The sequence below is a fragment of the Pedobacter sp. SL55 genome (assembly GCF_026625705.1).
Taxonomy (GTDB): domain Bacteria; phylum Bacteroidota; class Bacteroidia; order Sphingobacteriales; family Sphingobacteriaceae; genus Pedobacter.
Map to the genome: position 1 here is coordinate 3,574,623 of NZ_CP113059.1, position 24,265 is coordinate 3,598,887.

Annotated in this window: 22 protein-coding genes; 4 read left to right on the forward strand and 18 right to left on the reverse strand. The window is 38.2% G+C overall.

Features of this window, described 5'->3' with window-relative positions; translation table 11 throughout:
- Positions 1 to 3: 3 nt before the first annotated feature.
- The 12 genes from OVA16_RS15960 to OVA16_RS16015 form a co-directional block, all read right to left on the reverse strand.
- Positions 4 to 1,401 (reverse strand): Gfo/Idh/MocA family protein, encoded by a 1,398-nt coding sequence (locus tag OVA16_RS15960; RefSeq protein ID WP_267761427.1) that lies wholly within the window; start codon positions 1,399 to 1,401, stop codon positions 4 to 6.
- Positions 1,402 to 1,468: 67 nt separating this feature from the next.
- Entirely contained in the window at positions 1,469 to 2,389 is a 921-nt protein-coding gene (locus tag OVA16_RS15965) for a phosphodiester glycosidase family protein (protein ID WP_267761429.1), read from the reverse strand.
- Complete coding sequence (locus tag OVA16_RS15970) at positions 2,390 to 3,559, reverse strand: hypothetical protein (protein ID WP_267761431.1); 1,170 nt, start codon at positions 3,557 to 3,559, stop codon at positions 2,390 to 2,392.
- Positions 3,534 to 5,315, reverse strand: a complete 1,782-nt coding sequence (locus tag OVA16_RS15975) for a phospholipase D-like domain-containing protein (RefSeq protein ID WP_267761434.1) — start codon at positions 5,313 to 5,315, stop codon at positions 3,534 to 3,536. The genes OVA16_RS15970 and OVA16_RS15975 overlap by 26 nt, the downstream gene beginning before the upstream one ends.
- Before the next feature lie 186 nt (positions 5,316 to 5,501).
- Positions 5,502 to 5,990: a hypothetical protein gene (locus OVA16_RS15980; RefSeq protein WP_267761437.1), complete on the reverse strand. Its 489-nt coding sequence runs from the start codon at positions 5,988 to 5,990 to the stop codon at positions 5,502 to 5,504.
- Positions 5,902 to 6,870: an IPT/TIG domain-containing protein gene (locus OVA16_RS15985; RefSeq protein ID WP_267761439.1), complete on the reverse strand. Its 969-nt coding sequence runs from the start codon at positions 6,868 to 6,870 to the stop codon at positions 5,902 to 5,904. Before OVA16_RS15985 ends, OVA16_RS15980 begins: the two co-directional genes overlap by 89 nt.
- Before the next feature lie 138 nt (positions 6,871 to 7,008).
- Positions 7,009 to 8,190, reverse strand: coding sequence for a DUF5689 domain-containing protein (locus OVA16_RS15990; RefSeq protein ID WP_267761441.1), 1,182 nt, complete (start codon positions 8,188 to 8,190; stop codon positions 7,009 to 7,011).
- A gap of 12 nt (positions 8,191 to 8,202) precedes the next feature.
- Complete coding sequence (locus tag OVA16_RS15995; protein ID WP_267761443.1) at positions 8,203 to 9,636, reverse strand: SusD/RagB family nutrient-binding outer membrane lipoprotein; 1,434 nt, start codon at positions 9,634 to 9,636, stop codon at positions 8,203 to 8,205.
- A gap of 12 nt (positions 9,637 to 9,648) precedes the next feature.
- On the reverse strand, positions 9,649 to 13,041 hold the full coding sequence (locus OVA16_RS16000; RefSeq protein ID WP_267761446.1) for a SusC/RagA family TonB-linked outer membrane protein: 3,393 nt from the start codon (positions 13,039 to 13,041) through the stop codon (positions 9,649 to 9,651).
- A gap of 194 nt (positions 13,042 to 13,235) precedes the next feature.
- Complete coding sequence (locus OVA16_RS16005; protein ID WP_267761448.1) at positions 13,236 to 13,550, reverse strand: FecR domain-containing protein; 315 nt, start codon at positions 13,548 to 13,550, stop codon at positions 13,236 to 13,238.
- A gap of 85 nt (positions 13,551 to 13,635) precedes the next feature.
- A complete protein-coding gene (locus OVA16_RS16010) occupies positions 13,636 to 14,439 on the reverse strand; it encodes a FecR family protein (RefSeq protein ID WP_267761450.1) in 804 nt (267 codons plus the stop codon).
- A gap of 122 nt (positions 14,440 to 14,561) precedes the next feature.
- The gene (locus tag OVA16_RS16015) at positions 14,562 to 15,134 is read right to left on the reverse strand and encodes an RNA polymerase sigma-70 factor (RefSeq protein WP_324288613.1); all 573 of its coding nucleotides are present in this window, start codon (positions 15,132 to 15,134) and stop codon (positions 14,562 to 14,564) included.
- 217 nt (positions 15,135 to 15,351) lie between these two features.
- Here OVA16_RS16015 and OVA16_RS16020 point away from each other — a divergent pair, with 217 nt between their 5' ends.
- From OVA16_RS16020 to OVA16_RS16035, 4 genes are all read left to right on the forward strand, one after another.
- Complete coding sequence (locus OVA16_RS16020) at positions 15,352 to 15,516, forward strand: hypothetical protein (RefSeq protein WP_267761452.1); 165 nt, start codon at positions 15,352 to 15,354, stop codon at positions 15,514 to 15,516.
- Positions 15,494 to 16,147, forward strand: coding sequence for a sensor histidine kinase (locus OVA16_RS16025; protein WP_267761455.1), 654 nt, complete (start codon positions 15,494 to 15,496; stop codon positions 16,145 to 16,147). Before OVA16_RS16020 ends, OVA16_RS16025 begins: the two co-directional genes overlap by 23 nt.
- Positions 16,148 to 16,672: 525 nt before the next feature.
- Positions 16,673 to 17,563 (forward strand): AraC family transcriptional regulator, encoded by an 891-nt coding sequence (locus tag OVA16_RS16030; protein WP_267761458.1) that lies wholly within the window; start codon positions 16,673 to 16,675, stop codon positions 17,561 to 17,563.
- Positions 17,550 to 17,972 (forward strand): DUF983 domain-containing protein, encoded by a 423-nt coding sequence (locus tag OVA16_RS16035; protein ID WP_267761460.1) that lies wholly within the window; start codon positions 17,550 to 17,552, stop codon positions 17,970 to 17,972. The genes OVA16_RS16030 and OVA16_RS16035 overlap by 14 nt, the downstream gene beginning before the upstream one ends.
- A 56-nt stretch (positions 17,973 to 18,028) precedes the next feature.
- Here the strand turns inward: OVA16_RS16035 and OVA16_RS16040 are convergent, their stop codons facing one another.
- The 6 genes from OVA16_RS16040 to cobA all read right to left on the reverse strand — a co-directional run bounded on the left by OVA16_RS16040 (position 18,029) and on the right by cobA (position 24,209).
- The gene (locus tag OVA16_RS16040) at positions 18,029 to 18,247 is read right to left on the reverse strand and encodes a hypothetical protein (RefSeq protein WP_267761462.1); all 219 of its coding nucleotides are present in this window, start codon (positions 18,245 to 18,247) and stop codon (positions 18,029 to 18,031) included.
- A 296-nt stretch (positions 18,248 to 18,543) separates the two neighbouring features.
- A complete protein-coding gene (locus tag OVA16_RS16045) occupies positions 18,544 to 19,794 on the reverse strand; it encodes a sulfate adenylyltransferase subunit 1 (protein WP_267761465.1) in 1,251 nt (416 codons plus the stop codon).
- An 84-nt stretch (positions 19,795 to 19,878) separates the two neighbouring features.
- On the reverse strand, positions 19,879 to 20,784 hold the full coding sequence (cysD, locus tag OVA16_RS16050) for a sulfate adenylyltransferase subunit CysD (RefSeq protein ID WP_420712326.1): 906 nt from the start codon (positions 20,782 to 20,784) through the stop codon (positions 19,879 to 19,881).
- Positions 20,785 to 21,233: 449 nt separating this feature from the next.
- Positions 21,234 to 21,923: a phosphoadenylyl-sulfate reductase gene (locus OVA16_RS16055; RefSeq protein WP_267761472.1), complete on the reverse strand. Its 690-nt coding sequence runs from the start codon at positions 21,921 to 21,923 to the stop codon at positions 21,234 to 21,236.
- Positions 21,908 to 23,458, reverse strand: coding sequence for a TSUP family transporter (locus OVA16_RS16060; protein WP_267761474.1), 1,551 nt, complete (start codon positions 23,456 to 23,458; stop codon positions 21,908 to 21,910). The genes OVA16_RS16055 and OVA16_RS16060 overlap by 16 nt, the downstream gene beginning before the upstream one ends.
- On the reverse strand, positions 23,442 to 24,209 hold the full coding sequence (gene cobA, locus OVA16_RS16065; RefSeq protein WP_267761476.1) for a uroporphyrinogen-III C-methyltransferase: 768 nt from the start codon (positions 24,207 to 24,209) through the stop codon (positions 23,442 to 23,444). The genes OVA16_RS16060 and cobA overlap by 17 nt, the downstream gene beginning before the upstream one ends.
- Positions 24,210 to 24,265 lie beyond the last annotated feature (56 nt).

The following is a 24,265-nucleotide window of genomic DNA, read 5'->3' on the forward strand; positions in this document are numbered from 1 at the left end:
TTATTAAAGTTTAATATCAACCACTTTATTACTTTTTCTACTCTTTTCGGCCATAAAGCCCATTACGTGGCTTTCAATAGAAACGCTAATATCCGAAGAAAGTAAGCTAGGATTTTGTGTAGCCACCGCTTGTACAAAGTCTTTTACCATCAGCATATCGCCACCGCCATGGCCTGCATTTTTATAACCCTCTACATCTACTGCCTTAGGTACAAAAGTAGTTTTCTTCCCCGTTTTAAAGTCGGTGTAAACCAGTTCGTCCATATCTCCTACCAAATCGCCCATGGCGCCCATTACACGGGTTCTACGCCCAGCATAAGAAGTAAATGCCTCCATTGACAAGCTTGCAGTAACTCCATCAGCAAATTGAATACTCGTTACGTAGTGATCTGGTTGGTCATTATCCATTTTATAGACACAACGGCCATAATTACTGGTTTTCAGCTTATCTAAAATCAACTTACCTTGCTCCTCTTTACTGATGTTTTTAAGTGGAATATCCAAGTAGCTTAGTCTTTTTCGCTCGTCATGATAATGCCTTATTGCCGAGTATGGGCACTCTTTTTCAACTGCACAGCCGTCAGTACATCTTGCCGTACTACCTTTTGGTGCATTTTCGCTACAGAACCACTTTAGGTTACCCATAGCCACAATGCGCTGGCTAGGCTTATCAATTACCCATCTTACAATATCCAAATCGTGGCAAGATTTTGCTAAAATAATAGGTGTAGTGGTTTTAGAGTTATGCCAATTTCCACGCACGTAAGAATGCGCCATGTGCAAATGCTCAATAGGCTCTAGGTGTTGTACACTTACCACTTCGCCTATGGCACCTTTGGTAATTAATTCTCTCATTTTAACAAAATATGGCGCATATCTTAGTACATGACAAACCGCCACAATACGACCAGTCTTTTTAGCCATTGCCAAAATTGCCCTACATTCTTTTTCGGTTGGTGCTATTGGTTTTTCTAGCAGCACATCGTAGCCCATTTCTAGGGCTTTCATGCAGGGAGCAAAATGCAGATTGTCTGGTGTTGATATAATTACTGCATCGGCAAATTTTGGTCGCTCAAAAACCTCTTCCCAAGTATTAAATCTATTTTGAGGTTCTATTTTATGTTGGGTTGCGTACTTTTCATTTCGGTACTGATCTGGCTCTGCTACACCAATAATTTTCATTTCATCGGGATTATTTGCAGCGTAAGTACCATATACAGTACCGCGGTTTCCGCCACCAATAGTAACCACCGTTATGGCTTTCTCAATAGGCTCGTATTTCTTGGCAGTGCCAATATCAAACACAAATTTGTCGTCTGCTAATTGACCTATTACCTTGGCAGTAATCATGCTAGACCCTAAAGTGATGCTTAAAGTCTTTAATAAATTTCTTCTGTTCATGCTTTAATATTTATCAATGCTTGGCGATTATTTTTTACTTCAACAGCCAATTTTAATCCTTAGAAAATTAGTTTTTAACGCAAATTGCCCAGCCATTGGCCACCTTTCTAGGGCTGCCATCAGAAGGTTTATTTTGCACTTCGGTTTTTGGGAGGTTAACTACAAAAGTAGAAGAACCGCCCCCATCTAAATTAATGGCTTCTTTTACCTCTAATGCCGTCATTATTTCGGTTAATTGTGCCAATGTTAATCCATTAGCATAATTTGGGCTGCGTCCATCGGCTACTAAAAAATAAACTAAATTAGTTGCCGTAAAGCCTACTGCCGTACGTGGATGTATGCTAACATCTGTTTGTTTGATGGGCAAACCTTGCTTAACTAATCGGTGGTAGCCTCCAAGTGCATCGAAAATGGTAGTTTTTTGTTGGGCAAATATCGAATAATCGCCAATTAGTGGTTTTCCGCTTTGCGTTAGCCCAAAGTAACTTCTAATTTCGGGCAAGATGGTTCTTACCGCATTTCCGTTGAGGTAAACAATGCTTCGAGGCTCGCCGGTAGTGGTGTTAAAAAAATCGGAGTTTACGGCACCTACTATTTTTAGTCCTGCAAATGTGTTGGTATTTATCATATCTGGCACACTTTGCATGGCGTATTTGGTGCTTCCGTTAGGGGTTAAGGGTTTTAAAACCAGTTGTTTTTGGTTTAAATCAACCTTGAAGAAAAACAGCACCATTGGCAAATCTTTTTGATCTACATAAGCCAACTTTATTGCCGTAACTCCTTTTACCAACTCATTTTCTTGAAAAAGAACTACCCTCCCGATAAGGGTAGTCTTTTTAATGAGAACGGATTTAATTGTGTTTTCTTCGGTAACAACCGGATTGATTACTGGATTTTGCTGGCTGGGTTGGTTTACAACATCGTGCTTGCAAGCAAACAGTAAAAATAAAGTAGCCAGTAGCCAATGCTGCTGTTTAATTTGCCTCATTTAATTTTGGATAAAAATTTTGACGGCTTCTTTTTCTTTGTGCGTAGCCACTAGCAACACATGTACTCCGTTTTGCAAATTTGCTGGAAGTACAACTTGGTTACTACCTGCTTCGAAAAATGTGTTGGCACTGGCCAATAATTTACCAGTAATGTCATAAACAGTTATTTTTGCATCGCCTTTGGCAAAACCATTTACGTTAATGGTAAGCAACTGCGATTTGTAGTTGGCCCAAACTTTTGTTGTTTCGGTTAAGGTAAAATCTACAGCAATTACCTTAGATAAGGTTGTTTTACCATCGAAATCTACTTGCTTTAGTTGATAATAGTTACTGCCTAGGTTTGGCTTACCATCTGTTGTTATATAATTACGAATAACATTGCTATTGCCTACCCCATTTACACGAGCTAAATTGTTCCAGTTGCTGCCGTCAATAGATTTTAGCACTTCGAAGTGGCTATTGTTTTGCTCTGAAGCCGTTGCCCACCATAGAACTACCGTATTATTTGTTTTTTTTGCTTCAAACTTGGTAAGTTCTACTGGTAAAGGATCAATATAAGTAGCCGTGCCAGTGATGAACAAAGCATCATCGAAACCATTTCTAGACCTACCTATAGCGAAAGTACCACTACCCACACCAGCGGTAAAACCCCAAACGTATAATCTAAAAGTAACTTCTTGATTGCTTTGTAGCTGCTGCAATTCGGTTACGGTTGCTAAATCTATCGTTGGTTGGTCTATTCCTTCGGTATAGTTATTTACAAATTCATCATCAGTAGTGCCTAATGCGGTAAAGTTGGTACCATCTAAACTGTACATCCACCTAAAAGCAGATTTTGTCCCCCCATTGGCACTTCTTCTCATTCGGGCATACAGTTTAGTTAAATCTAGTTTGTAATTGGCTTTCGGTTTTAACTTAAATTCTAGGTAACTATTGCCATCAATTGCCGCTTGTTTATCTGGCGTTAACACTTCTGGTACCGATGAAAAACCTCTTACCAAATCGTATTTCTTTAAACCTGCACCGCGGGCAATGGCAGTATTTTCTACGCCAACCGTAGTATTAGCCGCATAAGAAAGCTCGTTACCCGCCGAATTGCTGCCGCTGTTAGAAGTAGCAAATTGCCAAGCTAACATTACTTTCTCAGCTGGTTTCGTCTTCGGCAACATCGCCGTTTAACACAACGCTATTGCTGTTATTTACCCCATAAGGCCCTAAACCAAAAGTAGATGTTGACGTAGTGGCTCCCCAAAAGTACAGGCGTAAATACACTTTTTTACCAAAGGGGATATTTTGTAAGGCTGCAACCTGCGACAAATCAACAGGAGCTTGTTGAAAACCTGCATTTAGCGTAGGTCCGTTGGTAAAAGTAATATCGGTAGTAGTGATTGCCTGAGGTTCGCCTTTAACGCCATTTTCTTCTACTACGTACATCCAAGCGCCAGTTTTTGGTGCCGCAGTAGATGATCTTCTTACTACGTAATCTAAGCTATTTAAAGAAACTTTCTTACCTGGCTTGGTGCTTAGGTCAAATTCAAAATAGTCTTCGTTTGCCATAGCCATAGCTTTAGTGGTACTCATGGTGGCATTTTTAGCCACATCTTTCACAGCACCCAAGCCTTTTGATAAACCATTAGCTCTAAAACCTGTTCCTCTAAGTAAAGTGGCATTAAATAAACCACCTGTGGTATGCGTAGATAAGAAACTTGCCTCAGAACCTGATGTATTTAAAGTGTTGAAATTCCAAGCGAGCAGTTGTAACGTTGGTGTAATGGAATTGAATGAATTGAAGTAAGTATCGTAAGCATTAAATAACGGAGAATTGAGTAAGGTAACTAAAACTTCGTTGTTGGTTTTTAATGCGGCATCCGTATAATTATGCGATCCGGTAAGGATAACTTTGGCATTCGCTTGTCCGTTCCAAGTACCTTCAATGAGCATCATTTTGGCATGAATATTAAATACCGCCTGCCCATCTGTAGATAGATTAAAGATACGTACAGTGGCACCTAAAGTTTTCAACTGGTTAAGTTTAGCTTTGGTTTGTGTACCGGCAGCATCTTTGGCGTAAACCTCAATAGTAGCACCTTGGTTACGTAGAGCAATTAATTTATCTACAATAGCTGGACGTGAGTCTGTCCAATCTGACATAGCTATCCTAACTTTTGCATTGGCCACATCAGTAATGGCATTTAAGCTTTCAAGAATATTATCAACCCCATCGTGTGTGCCTGCTACAATGCGAGGAAAAAAAGCCAATTTAGTATTGATTGCAGCAAAATCATGTGCGGTGTATACAAAATTAACACGCATTCCTGAAGCTGCATTTTGTTTCATTACATTCCAATTCGCTAAAAAAGCCTGATAAATATCCGCTTCATTAAAAACCAGCGCATCCTGAATTTTACCCATATCAGAATTGGTAAAGTTATGCGAGGTTTGGAAAGTAACATTGCTAACTAAGCCTGAGGTGGTAGTTACCCCCGAAAACAAGGCTTGCTTATGGTGGTTAATGGCGTTTGGACTAACGTCGTTGGTTGTAACTACAATTTCTGAGTTTGGCAAATTTGTTTGTAACCAAGGCAGAGAGCTGGCATTGGTTATTTGCGGATCTGAACGGCTCATATCTACAATAATATGTAGGTTTACCCCTCTAGCCTCCGCATTTTTCAACGCATCCATTAAAGGTTGGTAATTAATCATATAGATAGAGATATGAATACTTTGACCAGCAGGCGTGTTATCTACCAAGGCAACTAACCTGTTCATGATGGTGTTAGACGAACCACCCTTAGCAATGGTCTGCATATCGGTAAACAACACTTCTGGGAAGGAAATATTTACTTGTGCAGCGCTTTTCATACCAAAGAGTATGAGCAGAGTAAACAGGAACAACCTGTTTAATTTCAGTAAAAGTTTTTTCATATATGTTTATTTTTTGGTTTAAGACTATTAGTTTTTTACAACACCAATTGGGTGGTGCTTAAAGATTTAATTTTGTTTTTTTTGACAAAGCGATGGCTTTGCCTTAAATTAAGGATGAAAGTATTTGTTGACAATTTTAATTACTAGCGGCTAAAATAAATTTAGCCACTAGTGATTTTTGATTTCTTAAGGTTTTGGTACCCTTACAATTTTTCTAATGCGGTTATTGCTCATATCGGCAATAAAGATGTTTCCATCATCATCTACCGTAACATCTGTAGGGTTATTAAATTGCGACACTCCGGGTTTACCCTCGGCAAAGCCAACAGAACCGTTGCCGGCAATGGTAATTACACTTCCTTGTGGCGTAATCATTCTTACTGCACTGTTGCTTAACTCGGTAACGTAAATGTTGTTATGCTTATCGGCATGTATACCAAATGGCTGATTAAACGTTGCTTTCAAGGCTTCGTCATCTTTAAAACCAGCAGTACCAGTACCCGCAATAGTTGTGGTTTTTCCAGTATTTGGATTAATTTTTCTGATAGCATTGTTATACCTATCGGCAACTAACAACATCCCATCTCTATCTATACAAATGCCCGATGGCCTGTTTAACCTTACATTTGGCCAAAAGCCATCTATCAAAGCATTTTGCGATGGGCCAGCACCCACCAAAGTACTTTACCGTACCGTCGGGTTTAATTTTTCTGATGGCGCTGTTGTTGGCATCTGCTACGTACACGTTGCCATTGTTGTCTACTACAGCATCAATTGGTACGTTAAATCTGGCAGCAGTACTAGCTCCATCAAGAAAACCAGTAGTTACAGTGGCGCCAGTAGGCCCAGCAAATGTTGAAACTAAGTTTGCTGCTATGTCAATTTTTCTAATTCTTGCGCCGCCATTATCTACTGTGTAAATGATACCAAATTTATCCACAGCCACTTTGTACGGGTTATTAAACTTAGCTACATCTAAAGTACCATTTACAGTACCCGATCCTTTAATACCCGAAACCAATTCTACTTCTGTACCATTTTTCTTAATCCTTTTGATGATTTGATTTCCTCGATCTGCCAAGATTAAATCGCCGGTACTTTCATCAAGTGCTACGCCTTCTAAGGTAGAAAACTGGGCCTCTAGTAACGGACCCAAAGTATTGCCGGCAACACCAGAACCTGCATACGTTGAGGTAATGTACTCAAACTCTGCAGCAGCATCTGACGCCCCATAGGTAAATATTGGGCCTTTAGAGGTTTTGCCATTTACCGTAATAGTTACGTTGCCGGTACTGCCATTTACAGGTACCACAACCACTAGTTCGCTTTCGCTTGCCGATACGATCTCGGCGGTAACGCCAGAAAATTTAATGATATTTTCTGTTGGCGTTGCTGAAAAGCGTTTGCCCTTAATAGTTACGTTTTGATTGGCCATAGCTACCGCAGGCACAATACTTGAAATAGATGGATTGGTAGGTGCACTATCCGAATCGCTTTTTTTGCAGGCAGTAATTACCAGTGCAAAGGCCAGCAAAATATATAATATCTTTTTCATCTGTAAATAATTAATTGTGTTAATCGACATTTTGAAAAACTTTAAAATCATCTATGTTTAGTAAACCATTTTTAACCACTGCGCCATTAGGTCCTAAGCCTAGTTTGTTAATTCTAAACCTAACAGCACCGCTAATATTTAGCGCAAACGATGCCTCTTTTGCAAGCACAGCGTCGCTGGTAAGGGTTTCGCACCCACTTGCAACCAAGTGATGCCACCATCTTGAGAATACTCTAGTTTAAAACTACTAGCTACTGCTGTTCCAGATTGTGGTGTAGCGGCGGCATAAGAAAATGTCAATTGTGAAGCGCCGTTAGGTAAATCAAAATCCATTTCTAAATACGCAGCTTCAGTTAGTTGCTCTTGTAGCCTAATGGCCTGTTTACCTAAAGGATTAAATTTATCAAGGTTAACCCTATCGCCAATTACCGCTTGATAGAGCTTCCAAGTACCGGTTTTAAAAGTTACTTTATTATTTATTGCCGGCATCAAGAACTGTGATTTTGTACTTGCAGGTGCCAGTTCAAAATCTTCAGGAAAATTCGCATACACCGATCCAGTTTGGTTAAAAACTGCATCTTCGTTAGGCATTTTAAAAAGCAATTTTGCGGTGTTGTAATAATTAGAACTTGCGTTGTAATACGTAGGAATACCGATAAAAGAAGCCACCATTGGCACAAAATTTTGAGCGAAATTGGCATTGCTATTTGTATTTAAAAACAAAGAGATACTTAAATTTTCGCTTAATCTGTACTCGCCTCCAAAAACTTCGCCTCCAGTTAAATCTGGAATGGTTACATTATCTAACTGTATCAACGTACTTTCTCTGGTATAAAACTGCGAGAATAATTGTGTTGGACTTAACACAATAGGTTTAAGTGTATTATTTGAAGACACCTTTGTTACTTTTGATAGATTTAAGTTGTCTCCTTTAATCTTCATCACGCCGCTTTCTCTTGTTAACACGCAGTTTTCTATTTCCACTTTAACCGAGTCGCCGTAATTAATTGTGGTGTTTGCATCAGTAAGCTTAATTACCAAACCAGCCGTAATACCCTTATTGGTATTCTGTAAAACAAACTCATTGGGATCAAAATTACCGCTGTTTTTATCAGAGATCACTAACCCTGCTATTTGGGTAGCATCCATTAGTTTTTCTTTAACAAGGTTGATGTCGTCGCCATTGTGTAAAGCTTTCACGAAACGAATACTTACCACCGGACTTACTGTTCCAATAGCCTCGTTTTCGTTCTTTTTACATGAGGCCACAAACAGCATTGCAAAAGCTATTGCTAAATATGTTTTTATGTTATTTTTCATTTTCAATTTAACCTATTTGTTCCACCACACTTTAGTTTTCATATCATCGCCACCCATATTAGCTACTGCGGCTAAATAGTTTTGTTGGTTTACCCTTTGTACGTTTACTGGATATTTTAGGCGAGTAGGCATAATGCGATCGTTTTGCAAACCGAAACCTTGCGGCAGCTTCGGAAAGCCAGTTCTGCGATGCTCTATCCATGATTGGAAGTCGGTAAAAAACAGCGTATAATACTTCTGTAGCATTATTTTTTGCAACTTCAAATCATTATCATCGTCGCTATACCATTGAGCACTAGAGTCTGTTAAATAGCCAGTTGGTACGCTAACACCCCACATGGTAATGGCAGCCGTTACCCCTGCTTCGTAATAGGCTTTAGGATCGCCACCTGGAATGTAACCTTTTAAAGCACACTCGGCCAAAATAAATTGCAACTCTGGATAATTGATGATGTTACCTAGCAATGGCTCTGTCATTAAATTCTTGTGATACTGCGATTGTGGTGCAGGAACTTGCCCTATCGGATAACCACTTTGTATGCCCACAAAAGCATTGTCTTTTTTAGTAGCCCATTTATCACGACGAGGATCGTTCCACTCGTTAAGGTTATCAATGAAAAATTCGCCCAAGCTGTTGTTAACCCAAAAATCTAAATCGCGGTATTCGGCAAATTCTGATAGATATGGTGCCGTAGTTTGGAATTTTAAAATGGCAGAATCGTTATTGCTGGTAAAAATTGGGTAGTTGGTTTTCTTGGTATCTACTACCTCCGTAATTTTGTTTGCTATATCAAGCTCTCCCGTTCCCGAAGCCCTCAACAACAATCTTAAGTAAAGACTGTTACCAAATTTCCTCCACTTAGCCAAATCTCCGGCATAAATAGGATCTAATTTTGCTTCGGTTTCTGTTAACGAAGCTGTTTTAAACAATTCGTTAGCTTGCTCCAACTTTTTGAATAAATCTTCATAAATATCTTTTTGCTTATCGAAACGGGGCTGTAAAAATCCCTCCCTGCCCTTGTTGGCATCAAAATAAGGAACATCTCCATAAACATCTGTAATTAAAGAAGATACCCAAGCATCTAACACTAAAGAAATGCCCATAAAAGCATTGCTATTAATACCGTCGCCTCCTTTATAAATATCTCTAATATTGGTTAACTGTAGGTACCAGTTGTTCCACATATAATCAGATTCTTGTGGTCTTATTACATAACGGTGTATCTCGTCGCCATCATTTAAGGTTACGTGCACCTGCATCAATTCGTGTGTTAATCTTAAACACCTGTTTAGGTTTCTCTTTAGTACGTCGTGTACTGCTGGCCCTAATAAAGTTTCTGGTGTAGTAAATTTTGCGCCATCTTTGCTTGTATTTAGTTCACTAAAATCTTTGGTACAAGAAACTAAGCTTGCGGTAATGGCTAATGCTGCTATAATTTTTTTCATCACTGTTGCTCGTTAAAAGGTAAATGAGAGGTTTACGCCAAAATTTCTGGTAGAAGGAAACTGTCCTACCTCAAACCCTCGTTGAATGTCACTATTGCCCAAGGTTCCAAACTCTGGGTCGTATGCTGGCCAATCGCTCCACACAAATAAATCTCTGCCGTACACGCCAACTACAGCCTTTTGGAATTTAATTTTCTTCAAAAACTTAGCACTTAGGGTATAATCTAACCTCAGTTCTCTCAATTTAATAAAATCGGTACTGAAGGTATTGGCTTCTACGTTATCCGAATTAAAATGCTCGTTGTAATATGTTCCTATTTCTTCGGCTACCACATCGTTAGGCCTAAATGTTCCATCCGGATTTTGTTGTACCCCTTTACCGATAATACCAGTATATCTTCCTGGCAAGCTGTTGGTTAATTTACCTGCAATCGATGCTGCTGCGTGGGTATGAGAATAAGCTACTGCACCGTATTGGCCATCTACCAATACTTTTAAACGCCATTGCTTGTAGCGGAAGTTATTTACCACGCCCCAGTTAAAATCTGGTGTTGCTCTACCTAAGTAAAAAGCTTCTGTAGTTAATTCTGGATAACCTTGTGAGTTATAGATGATTTGCCCATCTGGACTACGCAAATAATAGGTACCATACAAATCGCCCATACGTCCACCTACCCTTGCTTCCATTGAGCCTCGTGGCCCAGTTTGCATCACGTAATTAGCAACGCTGTCTGCTAACGATACAATTTTGTTTCTGTTGGCGGCAAAAGTTACCGACATGTCCCAATTTAACCCTTTTGCAGATTTAAGCGGCACGCCATTTAAAGCCAATTCTATCCCTTTGTTTTGCACTAAACCAGAGTTCATTACGCTGTAGTTATAGCCTGTAGCCCTATCTAAAGGCACATTTAAGATTTGATTTTTGATATTACTTCTGTAATACGTAGCATCTAAACCTAATCTACTTTTAAATAAACGGATATCAGCACCAAATTCTAAGGTAGTAGACAACTCATTTTTTAGGTCTTCATTAGCAATAAAAGTTGGATTGGCCATACCTGATGAGTAAACTGCTTTTGAAATATAATTGTATCCAGTTAAGTAAGGCGTAACCCCGCCACCGCCAACCTGCGACCAAGAAGCCCTTAACTTAAAAAACGAGATCGCCTTTGGCAAACTGAACATTTCAGATACCAAACCACTTAAATTTACAGACGGATAGAAAAAGGATACATTTTCTGTAGAAAATTCTGATGCCAATACAGAAGCCCAGTCGTTACGACCTGTGAAGTCTAAAAAAAGATAGTTTTTATAGGCAAACTGCGCCAAACCATATAAACTGTTTACGGCATATTCGATAGTTCTAGAATTGGCTTCTACCCTATCTTGCACATTGGCAAAAGTATAAATACCTGGATATCTTAACCTATCGGCACTTAACGATACGATTTTGTATCTATTCATCATTAAAGAACCACCCGCCGAATAAGAAGCTTCGATATCTTTACCAATTTTATGTTTGTAGTTTAACAAGAAATCAGTATTGGTTTCTTGTTGATCGATGTCTTGCGTACGGAACATTCCCTCTGGAAACCTTGCAGCATCTTTAGGCTTTTGTTGCGATCTAGATTCTGCGGCCCAATCTATAGAGCTCCTTACCATAAGGTTAAGGTTTTTTGTAAACTCATAATTTGCACTTATGGTACCAATCAATTGGTTTCTGTTGCTTTTGTTTAGCATTTCGTAAACCGCCAAATAAACGTTATCCAATCCGTTGGCAAATGGCCTGATCTGTTTTAGGCCTTCACTACCTGGTATCCAATATTGTTTGTACCAATTGATATCGGCATTGGGTACCAAGCCAATCATGCTGTACATTACGGTTTGGTTGTTGTAATAGATGAATGGTAAATTGTCACTGTATTTGTTGTTGTAACTTAACTTTGTTGATATCATTAACTTATCGTTAACTTTTTGTGTCACGTTTAAAGCAATGGTATTTCTGGCGTAACCTGTGTTGGGTACAATCCATTTGTTATCTAAATTAGTAAAGCTTAAACGAGCAGTTGTTTTGGCATTACCACCACTTACAGATAAGCTGTTGGTATAAGTTTGTGAAACTTCGAAATAATCCTTTCTATTGTTTTTGTAAGGTCTCCAAGGTGTTCTCTCATTACCCCTAGTTAACAAATTAGGATCCCATTGGTAGTATTCTTGCCCATCAAATTTTGGTCCCCAAGCACCACCTGTGTTTTTGGTGTTAGGCCCATCCTCTGTAGCGCCCCAAGAATAATATTCATCGCTACCAATAGCACCTTGCCCATACTCGTACTGGAAATCTGGCCAACGATTGATCGTGCCGAACACCGCATTAGAATTAAAAGTGATACCTAAACCTTTTTGATTTTCTTTACCAGATTTGGTGGTAATGATAATAGCGCCATTAGAACCTCTTGAACCGTATAATGCTGCTGCTCCTGGCCCTTTAAGTACCGATACACTTTCGATATCTTCGGGGTTTAAATCGCTGATACCGTTACCATGGTCTATCGGATTTTCTGTTCCTAAGTAAGAACCATTGCCTTCCGAAATTTTTGAGCTTACCACAACGCCATCAACTACAATTAATGCAGAGTTATCGCCACTTAAAGAACTCTCTCCTCTTAGAATAATTTTGTTAGAACCAGCTGGGCCACCACCAGATTTAATCATGTTTAAACCTGCTACTTTTCCAGTCAGCGCATCGGTCCAGTTATTAGACAAAGCATCGGTAAGCTCTTCGCCTTTTACTTGCGTAACCGAGTAACCTAAAGATTTTTCTTCTCTTTTGATACCTAATGCAGTTACTACAACTTCGTTTAGCGCTTCAACGCTTTCTTTAAGCACTATTTTTAAGTTGGTTTGGTTACCTACTTTAACCTCGGTAGGCTGAAAGCCCAAAAAGTTAAACACCAACACGGTGTTAGCGTCTGGAACGTTAATTGTAAACTTACCATCTACATTAGTCATCTCTACCACTTTAGTGCCTTTTATACTTACCGACACATTTGGAATAGCTAGGTTATCTTTATCCACCACAGTACCACTAACACGCAATTGTTTTTGGTTTTGTTTGCGTTCTACAATTACTACCGTGTTTCCGTTTAGGGTAAAGCTTAGTGGTTGATTTTCTAAGGCTTTGTTTAGCGCTTCGGTTAAGCTTACATTTTTAACCGATACATTTACATTGTTGATTTTTGCAATCATACCAGAATTGTAAATGAAATTATAACCCGTTTGCTTTTCCAACTCGGTAAGTACGGTTTGTAACTTGGCGTTGGTTTTAGATAAGCTTACTTGGGCAAAAGTGCTGGCACTTGCCACCTGTAAACCTATAGCGGTCAATAAAACAAATATGAGTTTCATTACAAGTAATATTTTTTTTGGCACGCAGAAAACTCTACGCAATAAAGAAGTATAATTTTTATACATTTGAAATACGGGTTTAATTGATCTGTCTCTTCTCGTTTCAGTTTAGTTACCTGCAAAGCATTTTTGCTTTACAATCGGGAGAGGGTCCAAGCTCTCCTGATTTTTTGCAACCGTTATAGATAGAAATATTACTGCATTACAGTTACCCTCCTTCCTTCTATCTTAAATTTCACAGTTCCAGTTAACTCTAAGCTGCTCAGCAACTCTGCAAGCGAACTGGTTTTTACATATTTCCCACCAAATGCCTCTTTAGTTACCTGCCCTTGGTAGGTCACATCTATATGATACCATCTGCTAATTTTCTTCATGATCTCATCAATAGGTTCATTTCTGAAGATGAAATACCCATTTTTCCAATCCATTACTTCATCAGCATCGAAGTTTCGTTGAGTTAATACCGCCGCTTTGTTGGCAAGTGAAGCTTGTTGTCCAGGTTTAAGCAATAGCGATGAATTTTGGTAACTGGCTTTAATTGCACCTTCTAATAAGCTTGCCTCTACAGCTTGGTCATCTTCATAAGCCGATACGTTAAAATGTGTACCTAGTAGCTTGTACAGTCATTTGTTTTGCACTTAATACGAAGGGTTGTTTTTTGTTATGTGCTACTTCAAAATAGGCTTCTCCAGATAGCTCTACTTTTCTTTCGGTACCTTTAAATACCGCAGGAAATTTTAATGATGATTTTGCATTTAGCCAAACTTTAGTACCGTCTGATAGTACTACTTGATAATTACTTCCCACAGGTGTGGTTATGGTATTGTAGGCTAATTCGCCATTATCTACAACCTTACTTAGGTCATAAACCAGTTGTCCGTCTTTATTTTTAATGATAGATACTTGATCTTCGGTAACAATTTTGCCGAATTTTGCCTCATCTAAAATGAGTTCTTTCCCATTAGAAAGTTTTAAAGTAACATGCGTTTGGTTTACGCTTGTTTTTACCGATTTCTGGGCATAGTTATGAACAGAAACGTCTTTAACACTCCCATTATTAAATTTAGCTAGGTATATACTTAGTCCTATGCCGCAACAAATTAACAAAACAGCAGCAGCATAATAATACCACGCTTTTAAACGGTTTTGCTTAACTGAAATGGATTTAGTTGTATCATTGGCTGAAGAAAAACGAGGATGCGCAATAATTTGCTGGTACACCCCACTATCCATTTCGGTTGGGGCGTCAACATTGTTCCAAGTGTTCTTAAATTGGGTATCAATTGCCTGTTCATCATTAGTTTCCGAAAGTAATTCAGCCAGTTCTTCGAGTTCTTGCTTATTAATTTCGTTATCAACCAACAATTTTAAAAGAAATTGCAGTCTGTTATTTTTCAAGTTTGATTTGGCTTTTAGCCTCGCAAATTACGGTGCTATGTAAGGAATACGTTTATATGGGCAAATAAGACTAGTCTGATAAAAAATATCCGACTAAAAATTATTAAAACACTAATAAACAGTTAATTAATTTTAACAAAAAAACTTATTATACAGAATAAGTAAAGCATTTCTTGATTATCGAAATGTGTTTTTAGCTTTTTAACAGCTACCATGAGATGGTTCTTTACTGTATTTTTAGACAAACTAAGTTGCTCTGCAATTTCTTCGTAACTAAGCCCTTCCACTCTACTCAGTCTAAAAACCGTTTGCTGTTGCTTTGGCAATTCGTTAATTGCCTTTTCGGCAAAAACAAGCATATCCGAAAAAATTACTTGTTCTTCTGTTTCGTTGTGCTGCTCGTTAACCATGGCTAACAATTTAGCTCTCATCGCACTAGCACTTACTACTTTCCTTAGTTGATCGAGCACTAAACGCTTTGCAATGGTAAACAAGTAAGGCTCTAAAGCTCTATTTTCATCAAATTTTTGACGGTTTTCCCACAAGGCAAGAAATGTTTCTTGCACAATTTCTTCGCTTTGCTGTTTTTCTTTTAAAAAACTAAAAGCGAAAGCATAAACATTTGGGCTAAAATGTGAGTAAATGCATCGAAAAGCAAGTTCATTTCCTTCTCGAAAACCTTTGATTTGTTCAATGCTTTAAAGTCCGAAAAGGGTCATAGCTTTAAAACTATTGATTGCAATTGATGTTTAATTGTTACGTTTACTTTCTTTTCAAGACAAAACACTTTATAAAAGTAATAAAAAGAAAACCAACACACAACAAAAACTATTTAACTTAAAATCTTTTGTTTTATGAAATAGGTAGATCACGCTGTAAAAATAACCATCTTAATGTTAAGCAATTATTAAGATGGCGTTAGCAAAAAGCACTTACCTCATCATCAGCTTAAACTCTTTTGGCGCTATTTCTCTGCACCAAATTAACCGTATTTCTGAGAGTACTTGCCCTTATTCTAAAAGACAACAACCACTCGTTACAGTATGCCAAAGAGATGCGGCTGTTAATAGATCGTGATAGCCTGCAACAAAACAAATCGATAATTGCATTTAAAGAACTGCTAGAGAAAGAAAAGCAGAATATTACTGAGCCTGGCGAAAAAGAAGCCGTGTTACAACTTTTTAACCCCCTAGAGCTCTTTTTAGCAACTAGGAACAGTGCGCAACTGGCACATATCATTAAGCTGAATGTGATACAGAGCGATGCTTTGGAGATTTTAGACTATGCATTAAATGCAGTAAAACTACAAGCCCAACAAAAAGAGATTACATTTAATATAGACGTACCACAGCAGTTACCAATGTTATGGGCAGATCAAGAGAAAACAGCATGGGTATTGATCAACTTTTTAAACAATGCCATTAGGTATAGCGGCGCTCACTCTAAGATAGATATTGGTGTGATACTGAATGAGCAATGGATTACTTTTAAGGTAAAAGATTATGGTAAAGGCATAGCCGAACAATATAAGAACGACTTATTTAAACGTTATTTCCAAGTCCCTACTGATGGGCAGCATAAATCTGGTTCTGGCTTGAGTTTAAGTATATCCAAAGATTTTATTGAAGCTCAGCAAGGTAAAATTTGGGTAGAAAGTGAGTTGGGAGAAGGCAATTGTTTTAGCTTCTCGTTGCCTATAGCCAAGTAATAAAAACAGGTAAATTGTATTGATTTTTAGTTACAGCATTGGAAATGAGCGCCTCAAACCCTTTACCTGATAGTAAGAATTTTCATCCCTAACTATTTTTCAAAAAAATATAGCTTAACTAATTAATGGGCTTTATTGATGGTTAGATTTGTCCTGAAAAAAGAAATGGAGATAGAACCGAAGTCCTACCCCCATCATCTAAATTAACGCTCTCGAGGACAAATATACGGCAGTTTTTGATAATTCAAATTATATCTCTATTTTTTTAAAAAAACCTTAGCACTTTTAAGAATTATCTATTCTAACAACTGATCTAAAAAAGTATATAAAACCATAAAAAAGTGATTAAAATCACAAAATAAACCGGTTTTATAAGTAAATAATACCATTTTAAAATCATAAAACACCATCAAAAATCTTAATATATTTGATAAATTTGTGACAGAAAATGTTAGACAAAAATTAGTTGTTTTTAGATGCAGCTATTTATTTGAAAGCAATAGTATAGCGCAAGCGTAAGAATAGATGAGAAATCGCATACCTGTTTATGATATTCAAAACTTTTCAGCGTACAAAAACGATGGGATTTTGGTAAGCAGATTTGGCTACTACGCAAAACAACACCAGCATCTACATAGTGCGCATCGTCATAGTTTTTACCACCTTGTATTTTTTACCAAAGGCACTGGCAAACAACAAATAGATTTTAGAACATTTGATGTAAAACCCAACCTTATCTACTTTATGGTACCTGGCCAAGTACACAGTTGGGATTTCGAAAGTGAGCCAGACGGCTATTTGATTAATTTTTCTGCTGCCTACTTTAGTTCGCTTTTATTAAAACAAGATTATTTAGACAAATTTAATTTTTTTAGTGGTAAGCCAGAAGAACAGGTTTTAGTTTTAAACCATGATACAAGCGATAAGCTAATTTCTATTTTTGAGGAAATTTTAAACGAGGGAAACACCGATAAACCTATAAATGACGATTTGGTTAGGGTGCAATTATTACGTTTACTGATAGAAGTTGCAAGAACTTCTAACTCATCTAGCAAGCAAGACAACAACCCGTACAACCACACCATTTTACGAAATTTCCAACAATTGGTTGAGCAAAACTATACCAACCTAAGGCTGCCCAAACAATATGCAGCCCTGCTATACATTACGCCAAATCACTTAAACGCCCTTTGTAATGATTTTTTGGGAGTTTCAGCAGGCAAGTTAATTAGAGATCGGGTTATACTTGAAGCCAAACGTTTATTAATCAATCTCGATTTAAGGGTGGTAGAAATTGCTGACCAACTCAATTTCGACGACCAATCTTACTTTGTTAAATTCTTTAAAAAATACGAGGGAACTACGCCCGATAAGTTTAGAAAACAATATATAACCACAGCAAATGGAACCAAATAAAGAAACACAATACTACGTATCGCAATGGAAAGGCTTTTCTAATGCTAAATGCCCTAGATGTAGAGTAGGAAATGCTTTTATAGGCAATACCTATAGTTTAAAAATGCAGAAAATGAACGAATTTTGTCCACATTGTGGATTGAAGTTTGAACGTGAGCCAGGCTATTTTTATGTAGCCATGTTTGTGAGCTACGCGATGAACGTTGCCGAAATGGTTACTGCCGGCGTAGCTGCTTATATTTTTGGCTTAACGTTAGAGTACGATAATCTTTGGTATTTTATTGCGGTGTTATTTTTTACCACATTAATATTTGCGCCATTTAATTACCGTTATTCGAGAATGATTTTGCTGTATTGGCTTTCTCCAAATCTAAATTACGAGCCTTTAAGAAGTGCGCCAAAAAAATAGACAAAAAAAGGTGTTTTGATTTACTTAAACACCTTTACCTTTGCTATTTACCAAAATTAAAAGATAGCGTACCTGTAACTTTTCATTTCGTCCCACTTCTGCTCAGAAAGCTTTACTTTGGAAATTCCATTTTTTTCATCCTGCTTTTGCTTTTCAGCTTTTTCTTTACGCTCGTTAACATAGCGCTGCGCTATATCTGTAGCATAATTTTTAGACGTTTCGTTTGAACTATTATGATCGTTAGCAACCTCGTGTAAAAGAAATTTTTCGCCCATCTTAGTAAGTTTTTAATGAAGTATATGCGTAAAACATCTATTTATTAAAATTGTTTTTACAATACTAAAATAAAACACACCATTAAACAAAATGTTATTTAAAAGTTAAAATTAACTTCATGTAATTCTGTTATTTATCGTCCAATTTATATAGCATATCTTGAAATAAATTATCTGCCTATGAGTTGAAATTATGCTTCGCTGCTTAATACCTAATTGAAGTAAGCAACAAATTAAAAAAGGTTGCCAGTATAAACTAACAACCTTATTTCCACCTACTATTTAGTATCAAAAAATTAATCGGCCAAAGCCCTAAACATAGTAGCACCAACCGTTAAATTTGTTCTGCTATCAATTAATATTGCCGAGCCATTGGCTTTGCTATCGTCATAAAAATCGAACGGCAAATGATCTGCAGTTTTAAGCACTACCCTACCAATGTCGTTCAGTTTAAATTCTTCTGCCGAATGTTTTTCTAAAGTGTTGATATCTACTTTGTAAACTACTTCTGCAATTTTGCATTTAGTTACCTTACTGTTGTGCTGCAATAAATAAGTAATCGAAGTATCCAAAGCTTTGCTATCCATCCAACATAAATCTGCCTCTACCAATTTGCTTTCTTGCGGCAAAGCCGATGAGTTTACAATGGTATCGCCACGGCTAATATCTACATCGGTAGCTAAATGTATAGTTACAGATTGTCCAGAAGAAGCTTCCCCCAGTTCCTTATCAAAAAACTCTATTTTACTGATGGTAGAACTAGCACCCGATGGCAACACCGTAATTTTATCGTTCACTTTAAAAGTGCCGCTTACTATCCTACCAGCGTAACCTCTGTAATCGTGCAGTTCATCAGTTTGTGGCCTAATAACCCATTGCACAGGCATTCTGGCTTTGTCAGATTGCGTTTGTACATCGGTGTCTACCTGCTCCAAGAAATGCAGCAAGCTCTCGCCATGGTACCAACTCATTCGTTCAGACTGGTGCACAATGTTATCGCCTTTCAAAGCACTTACCGGAATGTAGGTTACATCTTGCAGCTTCAATTCCTCCGCGAGAGTTTTATATTTTTGGGTAATGGCATCAAACACCGTTTCGCTATAATCTACCATATCCATTTTGTTTACGGCCACCACCACGTGTTTAATTCCCAACAGAGAAACCAAATAAGAATGGCGAATGGTTTGCTCTACCACGCCGTTTCTAGCATCTACTAAAATAATGGCCAGATTTGCCGTAGAAGCACCTGTAACCATGTTTCTAGTGTATTGGATATGTCCAGGCGTATCGGCAATAATGAATTTTCGCTTGTCCGTTTGGAAATATTTATAGGCTACATCAATGGTAATGCCCTGCTCACGTTCGGCTCTTAAACCATCTGTTAAAATGGCCAAATCTACCGTTCCATCGTCGTTTTTTCTATTTGCATTCTGTATTGCTTCCAGCTGATCTGCCAAAATAGAATCTGTATCGTATAATAAACGGCCAATCAATGTGCTTTTGCCATCATCTACACTGCCTGCCGTAAAAAATTTAAGTATGTTCATTTTCTTTTAGATATGAGATGTTAGATATGAGATATTAGACAGATGCGAGGTTCTCAAATCTCACATCTCAATACTCAAATCTGATTAAAAATATCCTCCCTTTTTCCTGTCTTCCATTGCGGCTTCAGAAACCTTATCGTCCATACGGGCGCCACGTTCCGATATTTTCGACTGACTGATTTCCGAAATGATATCATCAATCAAAAAAGCGTCTGATTCTATAGCTGCCGTACAAGAAATATCTCCCACGGTACGGAAACGCACTTTTTTGCGTTCTACCACATCTTCTTCATCCATATTTACATAAGGCGAGGCTGCCATTAGCTGCCCATTACGGGTAATTACATCACGATTGTGAGCAAAATAAATGCTTGGCAACTCAATACCTTCCCTGCGAATGTAGTTCCAAACATCTAGCTCGGTCCAGTTGCTAATTGGGAACACACGCACATTCTCACCCTTGTGTATTTTACCGTTGTAAATGTTCCACAACTCTGGCCGTTGGCGTTTAGGGTCCCACTGGCCAAACTCATCTCTTACCGAAAAAATACGTTCTTTGGCACGGGCTTTTTCTTCATCTCTACGGGCGCCGCCAATACAAGCATCAAACTGATGTTTCTCAATGGTTTCTAGCAAAGTAACCGTTTGCAAAGCGTTTCTACTGGCATTTTTGCCTTTTTGCTCTACCACTTTACCTTCGTCAATAGATTGTTGTACCGAGCCCACAATTAAACGTTCGCCCAAACGAGCCACCATTCTGTCGCGGTAGTCTATTGTTTCTTCAAAATTATGGCCGGTATCAATATGCACCAATGGAAATGGGAATTTCCCTGGTCTAAACGCCTTCTCTGCCAAACGAACTAAAGTAATCGAATCTTTTCCACCAGAAAACAGCAAAGCAGGTTTTTCGAACTGCCCCGCCACTTCCCTTAAAATGTGGATTGCCTCGGCTTCAAGCTCATCTAAATAATCAAAATTATATTTACTCATTTTTTGGTTGTGTCTTTTTTTAAAATTTGAAAAGCAAGGTTTATTGCTCTTCGATTTCATCAGCCCCGCTTTCTGCTTTAGCCTTTTCGCTTTCAGCTTCAAAGCCTATCGCTGCCAATCGGGTTTATTTAACAACGGAAATCCTTCCCCTAACCTTCCGCCAAATAGGAACAGGCTCTACAAAAGGAAACTTACCTCAAAGCTTCATCAATTGCCGCCTATCACTACTATTTCATTATATGCCTTACAGGCGCAATATTTTGCGAAATGTACAGACGCAACATTTTGCGTCTCTACCTACATATTTAAAATTTCAATACGCCTACAAATGCAATATTTTGACACATATACAGACGCAACATTTTGCGTCTCTACCTACATATTCAAAATTTTGCTACGCCTACAAATGCAATATTCTGCCAAATGTACAGACGCAATATTTTGCGTCTCTACGTATGCAACCCACACTCCTTCTTGCTTTGATCTTCCCACCACCAACGGCCAGCCCTAAAATCTTCGTCTTGGGCAACTGCTCTGGTGCAAGGTGCACAGCCAATGCTCGGGAAACCTTTATCATGCAAGGTGTTGTACACAATATTGTTGTCTTTCACGTATTGTTTTACATCAGCTAAAGTCCAATCAAAAATTGGGTGGAACTTAAATAGCCCATTTCCTTCATCCCACTCTACATCTTCCATCCCCTCTCTGTTGGCACTCTGATCTGCTCTAATGCCTGTAATCCAGATTTCGTTACCTGCCAAAGCTCTTTTTAAAGGCTCAATTTTTCTAATGTAGCAACACTCTTTTCTATTCTCAACACTTTCATAAAAACTACTTGGACCTTTCACATCAACCATATTTTGCAACAAATCGCTCTGCGGAAAGTAAGCGTGAATAGGCTGCTGGTAAATCTCTAAAGTTCTATTCCAAACATAATAGGTCTCTGGAAACAATCTTCCCGTCTCTAAAGTAAAAACCTTAATTGGAATGTTGTTAGAAAATATCAGATGCGTTACTACTTGATCTTCCCACCCAAAACTGGTAGAAAAAACAATTTTACCCTCATGTTTTTCGGCTAGATATTTAAGCTTTGCAACCACATCTAACCCATCTAACTCTTGTTTTATAGTTGCAACCATGATTTACTTAATAAAATGTAAATAGTTCTTAAACTCACAATAATTACAATAATTCCCACCATAATCATTATGGTTTTAGCATTTAGCCTTTTAGTTAATAATGCTCCAAATGGCGCCGCAATACATCCACCCAAAATTAAACCTAAAATAATTTGCCAGTGCGTTAAGCCTATCATCATGATAAAAGTTAATGAGCTAGACAAGGTTACAAAAAACTCAGTTAGGTTTACCGAACCAATGGTATAACGTGGATTTCCGCCTCTTGCAATTAAAGTTGAAGTTACAATTGGCCCCCAACCACCACCGCCTATAGAATCTAAAAAGGCACCAATAAATGCTAATGGACCAATTCTTTTTAAAGGTTTTGTTTTTTTAGGTTTTGAAAGCGCCTTCAATAAAATCTTTACACCTAAAAACAAGGTGTATGCTGAAACTACAGGTTTAATAATATGTCCGTAGTTTTCTAAGGACGACAAAATGTAAGCACCTGCAATTGCCCCAATAATGCCAGGAAGTAACAATTTTTTAAAAAGCTTGGTACGGACATTACCAAAACGCAAGTGCATTAGGCCAGAAACACCACTGGTAAAAATCTCTGAAGCATGCACACTAGCGCTTGCCGCAGCTGGGCTAACACCGAAAGACAACAAGAAGGTAGTGGCACTTACACCGTAAGCCATTCCCAAAGCGCCATCAACTAACTGTGCCAAAAGCCCGCCTAAAATGAAATAAAGAATAGTGCTATCTACTTCGTTGGCCAAACCTACTGCAACATCGCCCAGTTGGGCAAATGGAATAAACGACAGAAAGATATGGCCCACCACCATCGTAGCCAATACCGAGAGCACCCAAATTACAATTTTCTTGGTATTAACCTTATTCTCTTTTTCAAGAAAAGTTGCTGTAATACCATTCAATACTTTTACTTTATGTTTGATATTGCCATTGAGATTATTCCTAATTTGGTTTAACTGGCCAATAGAATGATCTATTTCTTGCGGAATAGCTTGGTCTAGAATTTCTTTTAACCGCTTTGCCATAGTTGGCGATTTGCCATTGGTAGAAATCGCAATCTTTAAATCACCTTTTTGAACAATTGAACCTAAGTAAAAATCGCAGAGTTCTGGCTTATCGGCAACATTAATGAGCAAACCTCTTTGATGAGCCAATGTTCTTAATTCTGTGTTGAAATCATTATCGTTAGTTGCCGCAAAAATAATATCCACATTTTCTAAATCATCCAAAGAAAAAGCCTTTTGCTTAATAGTTACGTTTGCATTTGATGCTGCAATATCACTAACAGCAGCATCTACTTCTTTCGCAACCACAGTAACTTGTGCCGCGGTGCTATTTTTAACGATTGCATTCAACTTCTCCAAACCAACCTCGCCTGCACCAATTAACAGGGTACGCAGTTCATTCAACTTAATAAAAGCTGGAAAAAGCTGGTTACCGCCAACGCTTTCAACGCTCTCAACGCTCTTATTAGCTTTTGGCGAAACTGCTACTGTATTTGAATTAGGCGATGGCTGCATACTGTGCAATTACATTTTTAAATGATGGATGCAAAGACACCACTTCTCCAAAAATCAATAAGGCCGGAGCTTTAATTTGCTCTTCTTCAACTTTCGATACAATATTTTCCACGGTTGAAATTACTAATTTTTCGGTTGCTGTAGATCCATTTTGTACTACCGCTGCCGGCAATTGTTGTTTTCCAGCAGTTTTAAACACTTCTACAATTTTAGAAAGCTGCTTTAGTCCCATTAAAATTACTACAGTAGCCTTAGAATTTGCGGCTTGGTAGATATCTTCAGAAATTTCGCCGTTGGTGGTGGTACCAGTAATTACCCAAAAACTTTCGCTTAAGCCACGGTGCGTTACCGGAATTTGCTGTAAGCCTGGCACGCCTATAGAACTAGAAATACCTGGAATAACTGCTACCGGAACATTGTAGGAAGCGGCGCAATATAATTCTTCATAGCCGCGACCAAACACAAAGGGATCGCCACCTTTTAACCTTACCACGTGACCGTAGTTTAATGCGTAATCAATCATCAATTGGTTAATGGCATCTTGCGAATGTGAATGTTCTCCCGAACGTTTACCTACATAAACTTTGATGGCTTGTGCAGGTGCGTGGTCAAGCAAAGCTTCGTTGGTTAAAGCATCATACAATACCACATCGGCAGTTTGTAAAGCTTTTACCCCTTTTAAGGTTAATAACTCAGGATCGCCAGGGCCAGCGCCTAATAAAGTTATTTTGGGTTCTATATGTTTGTTCATGTTTTTACAATTTTGAATGATTGAATGACTAAATGATTAAATCTCGGTGCTCAGAA

Coding starts and splice junctions, on each gene's coding strand:
- OVA16_RS15960 (WP_267761427.1), bottom strand. CDS start 1,401: ATGAACAGAAGAAATTTATTAAAGACTTTAAGCATCACTTTAGGGTCT.
- OVA16_RS15965 (WP_267761429.1), bottom strand. CDS start 2,389: ATGAGGCAAATTAAACAGCAGCATTGGCTACTGGCTACTTTATTTTTA.
- OVA16_RS15970 (WP_267761431.1), bottom strand. CDS start 3,559: ATGTTGCCGAAGACGAAACCAGCTGAGAAAGTAATGTTAGCTTGGCAA.
- OVA16_RS15975 (WP_267761434.1), bottom strand. CDS start 5,315: ATGAAAAAACTTTTACTGAAATTAAACAGGTTGTTCCTGTTTACTCTG.
- OVA16_RS15985 (WP_267761439.1), bottom strand. CDS start 6,870: ATGAAAAAGATATTATATATTTTGCTGGCCTTTGCACTGGTAATTACT.
- OVA16_RS15990 (WP_267761441.1), bottom strand. CDS start 8,190: ATGAAAAATAACATAAAAACATATTTAGCAATAGCTTTTGCAATGCTG.
- OVA16_RS15995 (WP_267761443.1), bottom strand. CDS start 9,636: ATGAAAAAAATTATAGCAGCATTAGCCATTACCGCAAGCTTAGTTTCT.
- OVA16_RS16000 (WP_267761446.1), bottom strand. CDS start 13,041: ATGAAACTCATATTTGTTTTATTGACCGCTATAGGTTTACAGGTGGCA.
- OVA16_RS16020 (WP_267761452.1), top strand. CDS start 15,352: ATGGCGTTAGCAAAAAGCACTTACCTCATCATCAGCTTAAACTCTTTT.
- OVA16_RS16025 (WP_267761455.1), top strand. CDS start 15,494: ATGCGGCTGTTAATAGATCGTGATAGCCTGCAACAAAACAAATCGATA.
- OVA16_RS16030 (WP_267761458.1), top strand. CDS start 16,673: ATGAGAAATCGCATACCTGTTTATGATATTCAAAACTTTTCAGCGTAC.
- OVA16_RS16035 (WP_267761460.1), top strand. CDS start 17,550: ATGGAACCAAATAAAGAAACACAATACTACGTATCGCAATGGAAAGGC.
- OVA16_RS16040 (WP_267761462.1), bottom strand. CDS start 18,247: ATGGGCGAAAAATTTCTTTTACACGAGGTTGCTAACGATCATAATAGT.
- OVA16_RS16045 (WP_267761465.1), bottom strand. CDS start 19,794: ATGAACATACTTAAATTTTTTACGGCAGGCAGTGTAGATGATGGCAAA.
- cysD (WP_420712326.1), bottom strand. CDS start 20,784: ATGAGTAAATATAATTTTGATTATTTAGATGAGCTTGAAGCCGAGGCA.
- OVA16_RS16055 (WP_267761472.1), bottom strand. CDS start 21,923: ATGGTTGCAACTATAAAACAAGAGTTAGATGGGTTAGATGTGGTTGCA.
- OVA16_RS16060 (WP_267761474.1), bottom strand. CDS start 23,458: ATGCAGCCATCGCCTAATTCAAATACAGTAGCAGTTTCGCCAAAAGCT.
- cobA (WP_267761476.1), bottom strand. CDS start 24,209: ATGAACAAACATATAGAACCCAAAATAACTTTATTAGGCGCTGGCCCT.